Source organism: Gemmobacter aquatilis (genome assembly GCF_900110025.1).
GTDB classification, from domain to species: Bacteria; Pseudomonadota; Alphaproteobacteria; order Rhodobacterales; family Rhodobacteraceae; genus Gemmobacter; species Gemmobacter aquatilis.
The window spans coordinates 23,166-37,317 of the sequence record NZ_FOCE01000006.1; the positions used below are offsets into that span (position 1 = coordinate 23,166).

The following is a 14,152-nucleotide window of genomic DNA, read 5'->3' on the forward strand; positions in this document are numbered from 1 at the left end:
CCGGATGGCGAGCATAGATCCATCGTGCGGAGTTGCGTTGACCTGGGTCAAGGTAAAAGGGGGCTTCAGCAACACCTCATTGCCGGGCACGCAAAGCAGACGCACAGAAACTGGTGGCCTGCTGCCCCCACCAAAACTCTATTCCACCGAGGTGCCCCGCAGGCGGCGCAGCAGAAAGATCAGCGGCCAGCGCAGGATACTGGCGCCCCCGGCCAGTGCGATCAGGCCCCAGAACGGACCGTTTTCAAAGGTGATCCAGCCCAGAAGCGGGATGCCGACAGTGGCCAGCCCATAGGCGCAGGGCCAGTGGATGCGGCGGGGGGCCAAGGCGATCAGCGTCGCCACCAGCACCCAGACGCCCGCCACTGTCAGCGAAACGCTCATGCCGCCTTCACCGCAAGCCGGGCGGGCAGGCCATTGGCCCAAGCCGAGATGGTGCCCGCGCCAAGACAGACCACCATGTCACCGGGCCGGGCCTGTTCGCGCACGAGCCGTTCGAGATCATCCTCGCTGACCAGCGCGCGGGCGTGGCGATGGCCGTGGGCGATCAGCCCAGCCACCAGATCATCGCGCGAGGCGCCGGGGATGGGTTCTTCGCCCGCCGCATAGACCTCGGCGATGGCCACGACATCGGCCTCGTTGAAGCAGGTGCAGAAATCGTCGAACAGGTTCGACAGGCGGGTGTAGCGGTGCGGCTGGTGCACGGCGATCACCCGGCCCTTGGTGGCCTGACGCGCGGCGCGCAGCACGGCGGCGATTTCAACCGGATGGTGGCCGTAATCGTCGATGATCGTCACGCCATTCACTTCGCCCACCTTGGTGAAGCGGCGGTTCACCCCACCAAAAGCGGCCAGCGCGGCGCGGATCTCGTCTTTCTTCATGCCCAGATGGCGGGCCACCGCGATGGCCGACAGCGCGTTCGACACGTTGTGGTCGCCCGGCATCGGCAGGGTGCAGCCCTCGATCAGCGACGGGTTGCCCGCCTCGTCCAGCCCTTCGCCCTGCAGTGCCACGTCGAAATGCGCGGTGCCGTTTTCATAGCGCAGGTTCAGTGCGCGCACATCGGCCTGCGCGTTGAAGCCGAAGGTAACGATGCGGCGATCGGTCACCCGACCGACCAGCGCCTGCACCTCGGGGTGATCGGTGCAGCAGACGGCAAGACCATAGAACGGCACGTTGGACACGAAGTCATAGAAGCCCTTCCGCAGCGCGTCGAAGGTGTGCCAATGCTCCATATGCTCGGGGTCGATATTGGTGACGATGGCAATGGTGGCAGGCAGCCGGTTGAAGGAGCCGTCGGATTCGTCGGCCTCGACCACCATCCACTCCCCTGCCCCGGCGCGGGCGTTCGATCCATAGGCATGGATGATGCCGCCATTGATGACCGTCGGGTCAAACCCGCCCCGGTCGAGCAGCGTGGCGACCATGGTGGTGGTGGTGGTCTTGCCATGCGTGCCGGCGATGGCAATGTTGGATTTCAGGCGCATCAGCTCGGCCAACATTTCGGCGCGGCGCACAACAGGCAGGCCACGGCGGCGGGCCTCTTCCAACTCCGGGTTGCCCTTCTTGATGGCAGAGGAGATGACGACCACGGCGGCGTCGCCGATATTCTCGGCCCGCTGGCCTTCAAACACCGCAGCACCCAAGGATACCAGCCGGTCGGTAATCTTGCTGGCCTTGGCGTCAGAGCCCTGCACACGGTAGCCCAGCGTCATCAGCACCTCGGCAATGCCGGACATGCCGATGCCGCCGATACCGACAAAATGAATGGGGCCCAGCTCTCCGGGCAGTTTGGTTGCAGCGTTCATGGTTCACTCTTTTCGGCAAGGCGAAGCACCTGCTCCACCAATCTGTCGGTCGCATCGGGGCGGCCCTGCGAAAGGGCTTGGGCCGCCATGGCCTGCGCGGCCTGCGGATGCGCAAGCACGGCGGCCATTTGCGCGCTGAGCGCGGCGGGGTCAAGGGCGGATTCGGCGATGAGGGTCGCGGCACCTGCCGCAACGAGACCGCGGGCATTGGCGGTCTGGTGGTCGGCGGTGGCGGCGGCGAAGGGGATCAGGATCGACGGGCGCCCGATCACCGAGATATCTGCGATGGACGAAGCGCCAGAACGCGATACCACAAGCTGCGCTTCTGACAGACGGCGCGGGATGTCGGTGAAAAACGGCTGCACATCCGCCTCGATCCCGGCAGCGTCATAGGCGGCCACCACGCGGTCAAGGTCTTCGGCGCGGGCCTGATGGGCGATGCGCAGATGCGGGCGCAGGGTTTCGGGCAGTGCTGCGATGGCGGCGGGCACCACATCGGACAGGATGCGCGCGCCCTGGCTGCCGCCGATGACCACAACGCTCATCGGGTAATCCCCTGGCGGAATATAGGGGGCACCCGCCCGCTCCAGCACAGCGGCGCGCACCGGGTTGCCGGTATGGATACCCTGCACACCCTGCGGCAAGGCGGTCGGCCAGGTGCCGCAGCACACGGCATCGACACGCTTGGCGAAGATCTGGTTCACCCGCCCCAGCACGCCATTCTGTTCGTGGATCATCCGCGGCAGGCGCAGCAGTGTGGCCGCCGTCAGCGCCGGGATGGATGGATAGCCGCCAAAACCCACCACCACCGCAGGTCGGTCGCCCCGCATCGCCGCCACGGCCGCCAGCACGCCGCCCGCGATACGAAACGGCACCAGCGCCTTGGCTGCGATGCCGCCGCGCGCGAAGGTGGCCGAGGCGACCTGTTCCACCAGCACTTCTTTCGGAAAGCCCCCGGCATAGCGCGCACCGCGCGCATCGGTGGACAGTTTCACCCGCCAGCCGCGCGCGATCATCGCCTCGGCCAGCGCCTGTGCCGGGAACATATGCCCACCCGTGCCCCCGGCTGCAATCAGCAGGAGCGGTGTCTGCGGCGCGGCCCCCATCTTAGCGGCCCCGGCGGAACAGGATGTCGCCCATCTGCCCCTGCGGACGGGTGCGAGTCAGCGCCAGCAACATACCGACGGTGATGCCTGCGGCGATGACGGACGATCCGCCATAGCTGACGAATGGCAGCGTCATCCCCTTGGCGGGCAGCAGCCGCACGGCCACGCCCATGTTGATCATCGCCTGAACGCCAAAGATGCAGGCCAGCCCGGCCCCGGCCAGCCGCACGAAAGGATCGCGTTCCTTCATCAGCCGGAACATCGAGCGCACAACGACCGTACCGTAAAGGCCAAGGATGCACAGCACAAGGATCAGGCCGTATTCCTCGGCGGCGACGGCGATGATGAAATCGGTATGGGCATCGGGCAGCGTCCACTTCACCTGCCCCTCGCCCACACCGACGCCGAAGAAGCCGCCCTCTTGAATCGCGTTGGTGGCATAGCCCAATTGCGAGCGGGGATCGACATCGGGGCTGAGAAAACCGTCGATGCGGCGGGCAAAGTGCTCCGAGGCGCCATAGGCCAGAAAACCGCCCCCGGCGACCAGACCAGCGAACCCGAGGATCAGCACCATCGGTGCGCCGGCGACAAAATAGATCACGCTCCAGCCGAAAATCACCAGCATGGACTGGCCGAAATCGGGTTGAGTGGCCAGAAAGCCCACCACGGTCAGGGTGATGCAGAAGGAAATCGTCTTGCCGGGCGGCCCGTTCAGCTCCTGCGCCGAGGCCATCAACCAGGCGGTGACGATCACAAAGCCGGGCTTGAGAAATTCGGACGGCTGGAACGAGGCGAAGCCGAACGAGAACCAGCGCACGGCACCCTTGCCGAAATCGGTGCCAAACACCGGCAGCAGGATCAGGGCGAAGAACGACAGGACAAACCCGACAACCCCCAGCCGCCGCACCATATCGGGCGACAGCATCGAGGTGCCCAGCATGGCGGCGATGGCCAGCCCGCCAAATACCGCCTGCCGCTGCACATAATAGAACGGGTCCAGCCCGTTGCGCGTGGCCAGCGGCACCGAGGCGGCCAGCCCCAGCAGGATGCCCACGCCAAACAGCACCAGAATGGCGGTGAGCGACCATTTGTCGATGGTGCGCCACCAACGGGAAAGAACCGGCTCACCCGCCCGCACGGGCATAGAGCCATAGACCATCTCAGTCATGGGAACCGCCTGATTTCGCCTGCTTGCCTTGAACGGCCGGTGTTACCCCGGCTCTGTATTCCAGATTAGCCGCAAAAGCGCCGCCTGACTAGGGTAAAGGCAGCCCCCGTCGCTGCGGCAATGCTGGCATCTGCATGTTTCTCCTTTGCAAAAATACCCAATCCGCACACTCGGCCCAGCGCGACGCTGGACGAGAAGCCGCCCAATTGCGCCGGGGCGCGGCACGGGCGTCGGGCGCGCCCTTGCAGCCGCCGCGCCCTGCCCTCATTCTGCCGCGCAACACGGTCGAAGGGGTGGCAGATGATTCCGGTTCAGGGGTTCGAGGGGCAGAAGGTGGCGGTGCTGGGATTGGGGCGTTCCGGCCTTGCCACGGCGCGGGCGCTGCTGGCAGGCGGCGCCGAGCCGTTGCTGTGGGACGACAGCCCGGAGGCACGCGCCAAGGCCGAGGCGGAAGGATTCACCTGCACCGACCTGATGCGCCATGGCGCGATGGAGGGGGTGGCCTGTCTGGTCACCTCGCCCGGCATCCCGCATCTGTACCCGGCACCAAACAAGGTGATCGCCAGGGCGCTGGAGGCGGGGGTGCCGTTGGACAATGACATCGGGCTGTTCTTCCGCAGCGTGGCCTTGGGCAGTTGGGATGAGTTCGACACGGTGCCGCGGGTGGTCTGCGTGACGGGATCGAACGGGAAATCCACCACAACGGCGCTGATCCACCATATCCTGCAGGTTGCCGGGCGGCCGACGCAGATGGCGGGGAATATCGGGCGTGGCGTGCTGGACATCGACCCGCCGCAGGATGGCGAGGTGGTGGTGCTGGAGCTTTCGTCCTATCAGACCGATCTGGCCCGCGCGCTGACGCCGGATGTGGCGGTGTTCACCAACCTCTCGCCCGACCATCTGGACCGGCACAATGGCATGGGTGGCTATTTCGCGGCCAAGCGACGGCTGTTTGCCGAAGGCGGGCCGGATCGCGCGGTGATCGGGGTGGACGAGGTGGAGGGGCGGTTTCTGGCCAATCAGGTGGCGCAGGGGCCGCAGGATGACCGGGTGATCCGGGTGAGTTCGGGCAGCAAGCTCGACGAGTTCGGCTGGAGCGTGTTTGCCCGCAAGGGGTTTCTGGCGGAGTGGCGCAAGGGGCGGCAGATGGCCTCGATCGACCTGCGCACGGTATCGGGGCTGCCGGGCGCGCATAACCACCAGAACGCTTGCGCCGCCTATGCCGCGACGCGGGCGCTGGGACTGGCACCGAAGCTGATCGAGCAGGCGCTTCATTCCTTCGCCGGGCTGCCGCATCGCAGCCAGTTGGTGGGCGAACGCGGCGGTGTGCGCTTCATCAATGACAGCAAAGCCACAAATGTGGATTCGGCAGCCAAGGCGTTGCAAGCCTTTCCGAAGATCCGCTGGATTGTCGGGGGCATGGGCAAGGACGGCGGGATTGCCAGCCTGCAGCCCTTCCTCGGGTCCGTGGTGAAGGCCTATCTGATCGGCCATTCGGCCCGCGATTTCGCGTTGCAGATCGGTGATCTGCCGCATGAGATCTGCGAGACGATGGACCGCGCGGTGGGGCGGGCTGCGGCGGAGGCCGAGGCGGGCGAGGTGGTGTTGCTGGCGCCCGCGGCAGCGAGTTTCGACCAGTATCCGAATTTCGAGAAACGGGGAGAGGACTTCATGGCGCAGGTGCGGACGGTGATCGGGTAAGGGGGCTCTGCCCCCACGCCCTTCGGGCTCCCCCGGGATATTTTTGCCAAGATGAAGATGCAGAAAAAGGGCGCCCGGCGGCGCCCTTTCGTGTCAGCGGACTTTCAGGGTGGCAAGGCCGATCAGCGCGAGGATCAGCGAGATGATCCAGAAGCGGATCACGATCTGCGGCTCGGCCCAGCCCTTCTTTTCGAAATGATGGTGGATCGGCGCCATGAGGAAGACGCGGCGCCCGGTGCGTTTGAAGTAAAGCACCTGGATGATGACACTCAGCGCCTCGACCACGAACAGGCCACCGACGATGGCCAGAACAATCTCATGCTTGGTGCAGACGGCAATGGCCCCCAGCGCGCCCCCCAGTGCCAGCGAGCCGGTATCGCCCATGAACACTGCGGCGGGCGGGGCGTTATACCACAGGAAGCCCAAGCCCCCCCCGATCAGGGCGGCGGCGAAGATCAGCAGTTCCCCCGTGCCGGGCACGAAATGCACACCGAGATATTCGGTGAAGTTGAAGTTGCCGACCACATAGCCGATCACGCCCAGCGTGCCGCCCGCGATCATCACCGGCATGATGGCCAGCCCGTCGAGCCCGTCGGTCAGGTTCACCGCATTGGCGGCGCCGACGATCACGATCATGCCGAAGGGCACGAAGAAAAAGCCCAGATTGATCAGCACGTTCTTGAAGATCGGCAGGGCAAGCTGGTTGGTCAGTTCGACGGGGTGGAAGCTGGAGGCGGCATAGGAGGCCAGCGCCGCAATCAGCAGACCCAACGCCATGCGCACCCGGCCCGAGACGCCTTTGGTGTTCTGCTTGGTGACCTTGGCATAATCGTCGGCAAAGCCGATCAGTCCGAAACCCACGGTAACCAGCACCACGATCCAGACATAGGGGTTATCCAGCCGCGCCCAGAGCAGGGTGGAGACCAGCAGCGCCGACAGGATCAGCAGCCCGCCCATGGTGGGCGTGCCCGCCTTTGAGAAATGCGAAGCCGGGCCGTCATCACGGATCGGCTGGCCCTTGCCTTGTTTGCGGCGCAGGAAGTTGATCAGCGGGCGCCCGAACAGGAAGCCGAAGATCAGCGCGGTGAAGAAGGCGGCCCCGGCGCGGAAGGTGATGTAGCGGAACAGGTTGAAGATATCCCCGCCGTCGGAGAGCCCTGTCAGGAGGTAGAGCATCAGTCTGTCCCTTTGTCGGTTCGGGGGGCGGGGTGCCCGAGTTTGCGCAGGGCGTCAACGATCAGGCTGACCTTGATGCCCTTGGAGCCCTTCACAAGCACGACATCACCGGCATCGACCAGCGCGCCCGCGCGGGGCAGCAGGTCGGCGGCGGTTTCGGCCCAGTCGCCGCGTTTGGCGGCGGGAAGTGCTGTGTGGAGCGATTTCATCCGGGGGCCGACGCAATGTACCAGCGCGACCCCGGCCAGTGCCGGGTGGTTGGCGATCTCGGCGTGCAGAGCCAGTTCGGTATCGCCCAGTTCCAGCATGTCGCCCAGAATGGCGATGCGGCGGCCCTGGCGGATGCGGCCCACATTGTCGCGCGGGGTGCAGAGCGCCAGCACCTCAAGGCTGGCCGCCATAGAGGCCGGGTTGGCGTTGAAGGCATCGTCGATCAGATCAAACCCGATTTCCTCCACCGGGTCCGTGACGATGCTTTCGCGCTGGCCGCGCCCGGCGGGGGGCTGCCAGCGGCCAAGGCCCTGCGCGCACAGCGCGGGGTCAAGGCCGAGCGCATCGCCCGCCGCCAGCACCGCAAGCGCATTCAGCGCGAAATGGCGGCCGGGGGATTGCACGCGGAACAGGCGGGTGGCGCTGGCATGGGCGCACTGCGCCACGGTGGCATCGGCGGAAAGCTGGGCCGAGGCAAGGCGGTAGTCCGCCCCCTGCCCCGCGCCGAAGGTCAGCACAGAGGCGCCGGTTGCGGCGGCTTTCTCCAGCAAGATCGGGGTCACCGGCAGGTCGAAGGGCAAAATGGCCGTGCCGCCCGGGCGCAGCCCTTCAAAGATGGCAGCTTTTTCGCGAGCGATGCCTTCGATCCCGTCAAAGGAAAACAGGTGGGCGGAGGCGACAGTGGTGATCAGCGCCAGATCCAGATCGGCCATGCGGGCCAGTGGCGCGATTTCGCCGGGGTGGTTCATACCGATTTCGATCACCGCGAAATCGGTGGCGGCGGGCATCCGCGCCAGCGTCAGCGGCACGCCCCAATGGTTATTATAGCTGGCCTCGGCAGCATGAAGGGCGCCTTGCCCGGTCAGCATGGCGCGCAGCATTTCCTTTGTGGAGGTTTTTCCGACAGAGCCTGTGACACCAATGACCTTTGCAGAGGTGCGGGCGCGAGCGGCGCGACCCAGTGCCTCCAGCCCCTGCAGCACATCGGGCACGATCAGCAGCGGCGCGTCGGGGGAAACCCCTTCGGGGATATGCGACACCAGCGCGGCGGCGGCCCCAGCCGCCAGTGCCTGCGCCACGAAATCATGTGCGTCGCGCACATCCTTCAGCGCCACGAACAGATCGCCGGGGCGCAGGGTGCGCGTGTCGATCGAGACGCCTTGCGCTTGCCATGCCGTTGTGGCCTGCCCGCCGGTGGCGGCCGCGGCCTCGGTCGAAGTCCAGAGTGCGGTCATCAGATCACCCCATCCAGTGCGGCGACGGCAATGCTCGCCTGTTCCACATCGTCGAAGGGGAAGATGTCACCCTTGATCACCTGCCCGGTCTCGTGCCCCTTGCCCGCGATCAGCAGCGCATCACCCGGCAGCAGCGCATCGACACCGCGCAGGATCGCCTCGGCCCGGTCGCCCACCTCGTTCACCTCGGGGCAGGCTTGCATTATTTCTGCACGGATGGCAGCCGGATCCTCGGATCTGGGGTTGTCGTCTGTCACAAACAGAACATCGGCGTGGTCGCGCGCGGCGGCGCCCATCAGCGGGCGTTTGCTGCGATCCCGGTCGCCGCCTGCTCCGAAGACGATCAGGATACGGCCCATCACATGCGGGCGCAGCGCCTTCAATGCCGTGGCGATGGCATCGGGGGTATGGGCGTAATCGACATAGACCGCCGCACCATTGGCCCGTGTGGCGGCCAGTTGCATCCGCCCGCGCACGCCTGAAAGCTGCGGCAGGGCGCGGAATACATCGCCGGGCGCTTCGCCCGCGCCGATGGCCAGACCTGCGGCCAGAGCCACATTCTCGGCCTGAAATCCGCCGACGAGGTTCAGGCGCACCAGATGCGGCGCGCCCTGCCAAAGGTAGCGCACCTCCTGCCCGGTCGCGTCAAATCGCTGGCCCGCAATGCACAGATCGTTGCCCGCATCATGGCCCACGGTGATGATGCGCTGCCCCTTGGCACTGGCCAATGCGCGCAGATCGGCACCCTTGGGGTCGTTCATGTTGATCACCGCCGCCGCGTCGGGCGGCAGCACGCGGTCGAACAGCCCGGCCTTGGCCGCGAAATAGGCCTCGAACGTGCCATGGTAATCCAGATGATCCTGCGTGAAATTGGTGAAGCCCGCCGCCTTCAGGCGCACCCCGTCCAGCCGCCGCTGATCGAGACCATGCGACGACGCCTCCATCGCGGCATGGGTCACGCCCGCCCGCGCGGCCTGAGCCAGCATGGAATGCAGCGTGATCGGGTCGGGCGTGGTGTGACTTGACGGCGCGGCCCAGGCGCCTTCGATCCCGGTGGTGCCGATATTGATCGCGGCATGGCCAAGCGCGACCCAGATTTGCCGTGCAAAGGTGGCGACCGAAGTTTTGCCGTTGGTGCCGGTCACAGCCACCATGGTGGCGGGTTGTTGCGCGAACCAGAGCGAGGCGGCACAAGACAGCGCCTGCCGCGGATCGCAGGCAACGATCAGCGCGGCGGGGCTGTCGGCCAGTGCGGCAGCAGCCTGCGCGGCGCCTTCGGCATCGGTCAGCACGGCGGCGGCACCCTGCGCCAGCGCGGTGGGGATATAGGCCGCGCCATGCACCCGGCTGCCCGGCAGGGCGGCAAACAGGAAGCCGGGCCTCACCGCCCGGCTGTCCACCGCAAGCCCGGTGATGCGCGCTTCGCGCCCGCCTCTGGCGGTCAGGCCCAGTTCGGCCAGAGTAGCTTCTCGTTCCGCCATGTCATCCGCCCTTCGCCTCAGTTCTTCTTCTGGACGACGGCTGTTAGCGCATTTTGCCCCGGAACTTCAATCTCTGGCCTCAGCCCCAGCAGCGGGGCAGTGCGGCGCACCGCCTCTGCGGCGACAGGTACGACTGTATAACCGGCGGTGCGGCGCGGTTCGGAGCTTGAGGTATCCACCGGCTCGTCCAGCGTGACGATCAGCACATATTTCGGATCGTGGGCCGGGAAGGTGCTGGCGAAGGTATTGACCACCTTGTCTTTATAATAGCCGCCGCCGGGCTTGGGCTTGTCTGCGGTGCCGGTCTTGCCCGCAATCGCATAGCCCGGAATGTTCGCGTAAGAGGCGGTGCCGCGGGTGACCACCTCGCGCATCATCAACACGGCCTGATGCGCCACCTTTTCCTGCATCAGTCGCGTACCGACAACCGGGGTCGTATGGTGCAGCAGCGTGGGTTTGACTGCCGTGCCGCCATTGGCGATGGCCGCATAGGCGGCGGCAAGGTGCAGCGGGCTGGCGCTGACGCCATGACCATAAGAGGCGGTGATGGTAACGATATCGGGCCATTTCGCCGGCACCAGCGGACGGGCGCCACGCGCCTCGACCAGCTCGACCGGCGTCGCCTCGAAAATCCCCAGCGATTTGAGGAAGGCCTGCTGGCGCAGCCCGCCGATCATCAGTGCAATCCGCGCCGTGCCGACGTTGGAAGACTTGGCAATCACATCGGTGACCGACAGCAACGGGCCATAATTGTGGTTCTTGAATTCCTTGATCCGGTATTTGCCCCAGACCATCGGCGCGTCGGCATCGACCATGGTGTCGGGGTTCACCAACCCAAGGTCCAGCGCCTGAGCCACCGCGAAAATCTTGAAAGTGGAGCCGAGTTCATAGACCCCCTGCACCGCACGGTTGAACAGCGGGCTGTCGCCGGGATCGCCTTCCAGCAGCGGCGCCGGGCGGTCGTTCGGATCGAAATCGGGCAGCGAGACGAGGCTGATCACCTCGCCGGTATGCACATCCATCAGGATGGCGGCGGCGCCCTTGGCGTTCATCATCTTCATGCCCGCATCGAGCACTTCGGTGACGGTGGCCTGCACCGTCAGGTCGATCGACAGTTGCAGCGGTTCGGCGGCCTTGGCCGGATCGCGCAGGCGGTCATCCATGAACTTCTCAATGCCGGCTGTGCCGATCACCTCGGCGCTGTGCACGCCCTCAGCGCCGAAGCTTGCACCGCCCAACACATGCGCAGCCAGCCGCCCGTTGGGGTAAAGCCGCATCTCGCGCGGGCCGAACAGCAGGCCGGGGTCGCCGATTTCATGCACTTTCTGCATTTGTTCAGGCGACAGTTTCTTCTTGATCCACATGAAGCTGCGCCCGTCGGTCAGGCGGCGCTTCAGGTCGTCTTCCTTCAGATCAGGAAAGATGGCGGCCAGTTCGCGCGCCACCTTGCCGGGGTCCACCATATCCTTGGGCTGGGCATACAGCGCGTGGGTCACCAGATTGGTGGCCAGCACCCGGCCATTCCGATCGGTGATATCGCCACGTTGCGCCACGATGGTCGCCCCCGGCGCGGCCGAGCGCGGCTCCATTGGCTCCGAGGCGGCAAGCAGGCCCATGCGGGCGCCAATGACAGTGAAAGCCATGAAGAAAGCCAGACCCATGAACAACAGTCGCCCTTCGGCGCGGTTGCGCGATTTCTCGCGAATCACTTCATGGCGGGCACGCAGGTTCTCGCGCTCGATCACATCGGGGTTTTCACCGGCAGCGCGGGCAGAAAGGATGCGGGCCAGCGGGCGAAGCGGCGTGCGGGTCATGGCGCTTGATCCTGTTCTCCGATCACATCGACGGGTTCGGTGATTTCGGGCAAGGCGGCGGCTGGGGATGCGGGGTAGGAAACCTGACTGGTGGCACCGAATTGCTCGGGTTCCATCGGCAGCAGGCCCAGACGATCAAAGTTGATGGTGGACAGTTCGCGCAACCGGTCGGGTCGGTTCAGATAGGCCCATTCCGCACGCTGGATCGACAGTGCCTCTCGCAGATCGGCGATTTCGGCATTGACGCGGGCAACATCTTTCAGCGTCTGCTGGGTCGCGTAATTCTCGGTATAGGCCCAAAAGCCCGAACCGATCACGGCAAGAAAGGTCAGCAGATAGGCCAGTGTGCGCATCAGCGGCGTCCCCCCTTCTGGCGGATCATCGGCACATCCAGCGCCGCAAGATCGAGCTTGAGCGCAGGGGCGGCAGTGCGCAGCCCAATGCGCAACTTGGCCGACCGGGCGCGCGGGTTTTCAGCCAGTTCCTGATCATCGGGCGCCACAGCGCGGCGGGTCAGCAGGGAAAAGCTGGCTACCACATCGGCCTTGGCGGGCGCATAGCGGTTGGCATTGGCATCATGGCCAGAGCGGAGCTGGAAAAACCGCTTCACGATCCGGTCTTCAAGGCTGTGGAAGGTGACGACCGCCAGTTTGCCACCGGGGCGCAGTGCGCGTTCGGCGGCGGCAAGCCCTTCGGCCAGTTCATCGAATTCGGTGTTCACCGCGATACGGATCGCCTGAAAGCTGCGGGTGGCCGGGTGGCTTTGCCCCGGCTTCGGGCGCGGCAGGCAGGCAGCCACAATCTCGGCCAGGCGCAGCGTGGTGGTGATCGGTTCCACCATGCGGGCCTGCACGATGGCGCGGGCGATGCGGCGCGAAGCACGCTCCTCGCCGTAGACATACAGGATGTCGGCCAGCGCTCCCTCTTCCGTCTCGTTCACCAGATCGGCGGCGGAGCGGCCTTGCTGGCTCATCCGCATGTCCAGCGGGCCGTCGCGCAGGAAGGAGAAACCACGTTCGGGCAGATCAAGCTGCATGGACGAGACGCCGAGATCCAGCACCACGCCATCCAGCCCCTCGGCATAGGTATCCAGTTGCGAGAAGGTGCCAGCCACAAGGCGCAGCCGGTCACCATACTCGCCCGCCCAGGATTGCGCCATTTCCAGCGCCAGCGGATCGCGGTCCACGCCGATCACCTGGTCGGCCCCAGCGGCCAGCAAGCCCTTGGTGTAGCCCCCTGCCCCGAAGGTACCATCCAGCCAGACGCCGGAAATCGGGGCGCAAGCCGCAAGCAACGGGCGCAGAAGCACGGGGATATGCGGCTGGCGATCAGTGTCTGGATCGCGTTCGGCCACCGCTTATTCCTCCGGATCGTGGGGCAGAAGGGCGAGCATGTCCAACCCGTCGGGAAGGATGTCGTCTTCCAGTTCGGCCTGTTGGGCCAGTTCGGCATCATAGGCGTCACGCTTCCAGATCTGGAACGTGTCGAGCGTGCCGGCAAAGATTGCCTCGGCCCCATCTTTCATGTCTTCGGCAGTCAGCGCGATCTTGTCGCGCACCTTGGGGGGCATGACGATGCGGCCATCCTCGTCGACCTCGACGGTCTGAGACAGGGTCACGAGGTTGATTTCCAGATAGCGGCGGGAGCGGTTGCCAGGGGGCATCTTGCGGATGCGGGCTTCGACCTTCTTCATCTCGGTGATGGTGTAGCATTCGACGAACTTGCGGTCGGCGCTGCCGTAGACCATGACCAGACGGGGGCGGCTGCCTTCGCCGAACGCAGGGTCGCCGGCTTCAAGGACGCGGCGGAACGCTGCGGGAATCGAGACCCGCGCCTTTCCGTCAACCTTCTGGCTGAACTCGCCTCTGAACGCCTCTGACACGACCTGCTGCCCCTCGGGTCTTCTCTTTTTTCTGTTGCCCCGGTCTTGCCGCCGGAGCATGATTCTCTGATTTGCCGATCCCAGAAACGAAAGAGGCGGATCGAGCGGCTGCCACTGCTCGATCCGCCGTCTGTCCCATTTCTGGGCCCATTTCTGGGTCGGCCCGGCGCACTTGCCACTGGGGGAGTGCTGCTCGCTTGTGCGCCGGTCGTATGGGATAAAGGCGGTGCCTGTATGAGACCTGCTTATCGCCTTGTGGGGTCTTGGTGCCCCGTAGTTTTGTTTTCGCCTTCATCCGGTAAGCAAAGGGATGCCATGGGATTTGATGGGTGGCAATGGGAATTTTTGGGAAAGGATCGGCAGATTCTGTTTGCGCTGCCCCCCGGATACCGCATCTAGTGGCCATGCCCGCTGTAGCTTGCGCAAATTCTGGCGAAACACGAACGCGTGAGCTACTAGATATAGCTGCGCGACTTTTTCGCCACGGTGGCGCAGCAAAACCTGATGCACCACATGAACAGCGCGGCACAACTGTCGGGAAGGGTTGAAAAACTCGGAAGTCGCTCAGTTG

At 65.3% G+C, this 14,152-nt stretch carries 12 protein-coding genes; 1 reads left to right on the plus strand and 11 read right to left on the minus strand.

Features of this window, described 5'->3' with window-relative positions; translation table 11 throughout:
• Positions 1–138: 138 nt before the first annotated feature.
• Genes BMX43_RS11570 through BMX43_RS11585 form a run of 4 tightly spaced genes read right to left on the minus strand, consistent with a single transcriptional unit; the run spans position 139 to position 4,082 of the window.
• Positions 139–384, minus strand: a complete 246-nt coding sequence (locus tag BMX43_RS11570) for a DUF2484 family protein (RefSeq protein ID WP_091301527.1) — start codon at positions 382–384, stop codon at positions 139–141.
• Positions 381–1,808, minus strand: coding sequence for a UDP-N-acetylmuramate--L-alanine ligase (gene murC / locus BMX43_RS11575; RefSeq protein WP_091301529.1), 1,428 nt, complete (start codon positions 1,806–1,808; stop codon positions 381–383). Before murC ends, BMX43_RS11570 begins: the two co-directional genes overlap by 4 nt.
• Positions 1,805–2,914 carry a UDP-N-acetylglucosamine--N-acetylmuramyl-(pentapeptide) pyrophosphoryl-undecaprenol N-acetylglucosamine transferase gene (locus BMX43_RS11580; RefSeq protein WP_091301532.1) on the minus strand — a complete coding sequence of 370 codons (1,110 nt, stop codon included), beginning with the start codon at positions 2,912–2,914 and terminating at the stop codon, positions 1,805–1,807. The genes murC and BMX43_RS11580 overlap by 4 nt, the downstream gene beginning before the upstream one ends.
• A gap of 1 nt (position 2,915) precedes the next feature.
• Positions 2,916–4,082, minus strand: a complete 1,167-nt coding sequence (locus BMX43_RS11585) for a peptidoglycan glycosyltransferase FtsW (protein WP_091301534.1) — start codon at positions 4,080–4,082, stop codon at positions 2,916–2,918.
• A 300-nt stretch (positions 4,083–4,382) separates the two neighbouring features.
• Between BMX43_RS11585 and murD the strand changes: the two genes are divergently transcribed.
• Entirely contained in the window at positions 4,383–5,783 is a 1,401-nt protein-coding gene (gene murD / locus BMX43_RS11590; RefSeq protein ID WP_091301536.1) for a UDP-N-acetylmuramoyl-L-alanine--D-glutamate ligase, read from the plus strand.
• A gap of 93 nt (positions 5,784–5,876) precedes the next feature.
• Here the strand turns inward: murD and mraY are convergent, their stop codons facing one another.
• The 7 genes from mraY to mraZ are packed head-to-tail and all read right to left on the minus strand — an operon-like array spanning position 5,877 to position 13,581.
• Positions 5,877–6,959 carry a phospho-N-acetylmuramoyl-pentapeptide-transferase gene (gene mraY / locus BMX43_RS11595; protein ID WP_091301538.1) on the minus strand — a complete coding sequence of 361 codons (1,083 nt, stop codon included), beginning with the start codon at positions 6,957–6,959 and terminating at the stop codon, positions 5,877–5,879.
• A complete protein-coding gene (locus BMX43_RS11600) occupies positions 6,959–8,404 on the minus strand; it encodes a UDP-N-acetylmuramoyl-tripeptide--D-alanyl-D-alanine ligase (protein WP_091301539.1) in 1,446 nt (481 codons plus the stop codon). The genes mraY and BMX43_RS11600 overlap by 1 nt, the downstream gene beginning before the upstream one ends.
• Positions 8,404–9,885, minus strand: coding sequence for a UDP-N-acetylmuramoyl-L-alanyl-D-glutamate--2,6-diaminopimelate ligase (locus tag BMX43_RS11605; RefSeq protein WP_091301541.1), 1,482 nt, complete (start codon positions 9,883–9,885; stop codon positions 8,404–8,406). The genes BMX43_RS11600 and BMX43_RS11605 overlap by 1 nt, the downstream gene beginning before the upstream one ends.
• A gap of 17 nt (positions 9,886–9,902) precedes the next feature.
• Positions 9,903–11,699 carry a peptidoglycan D,D-transpeptidase FtsI family protein gene (locus BMX43_RS11610; RefSeq protein ID WP_091301543.1) on the minus strand — a complete coding sequence of 599 codons (1,797 nt, stop codon included), beginning with the start codon at positions 11,697–11,699 and terminating at the stop codon, positions 9,903–9,905.
• Positions 11,696–12,052, minus strand: a complete 357-nt coding sequence (ftsL, locus tag BMX43_RS11615) for a cell division protein FtsL (protein WP_091301545.1) — start codon at positions 12,050–12,052, stop codon at positions 11,696–11,698. The genes BMX43_RS11610 and ftsL overlap by 4 nt, the downstream gene beginning before the upstream one ends.
• Positions 12,052–13,053 (minus strand): 16S rRNA (cytosine(1402)-N(4))-methyltransferase RsmH, encoded by a 1,002-nt coding sequence (gene rsmH / locus BMX43_RS11620; protein WP_091301547.1) that lies wholly within the window; start codon positions 13,051–13,053, stop codon positions 12,052–12,054. The genes ftsL and rsmH overlap by 1 nt, the downstream gene beginning before the upstream one ends.
• 3 nt (positions 13,054–13,056) lie before the next feature.
• A complete protein-coding gene (gene mraZ / locus BMX43_RS11625) occupies positions 13,057–13,581 on the minus strand; it encodes a division/cell wall cluster transcriptional repressor MraZ (protein ID WP_091301854.1) in 525 nt (174 codons plus the stop codon).
• Positions 13,582–14,152 lie beyond the last annotated feature (571 nt).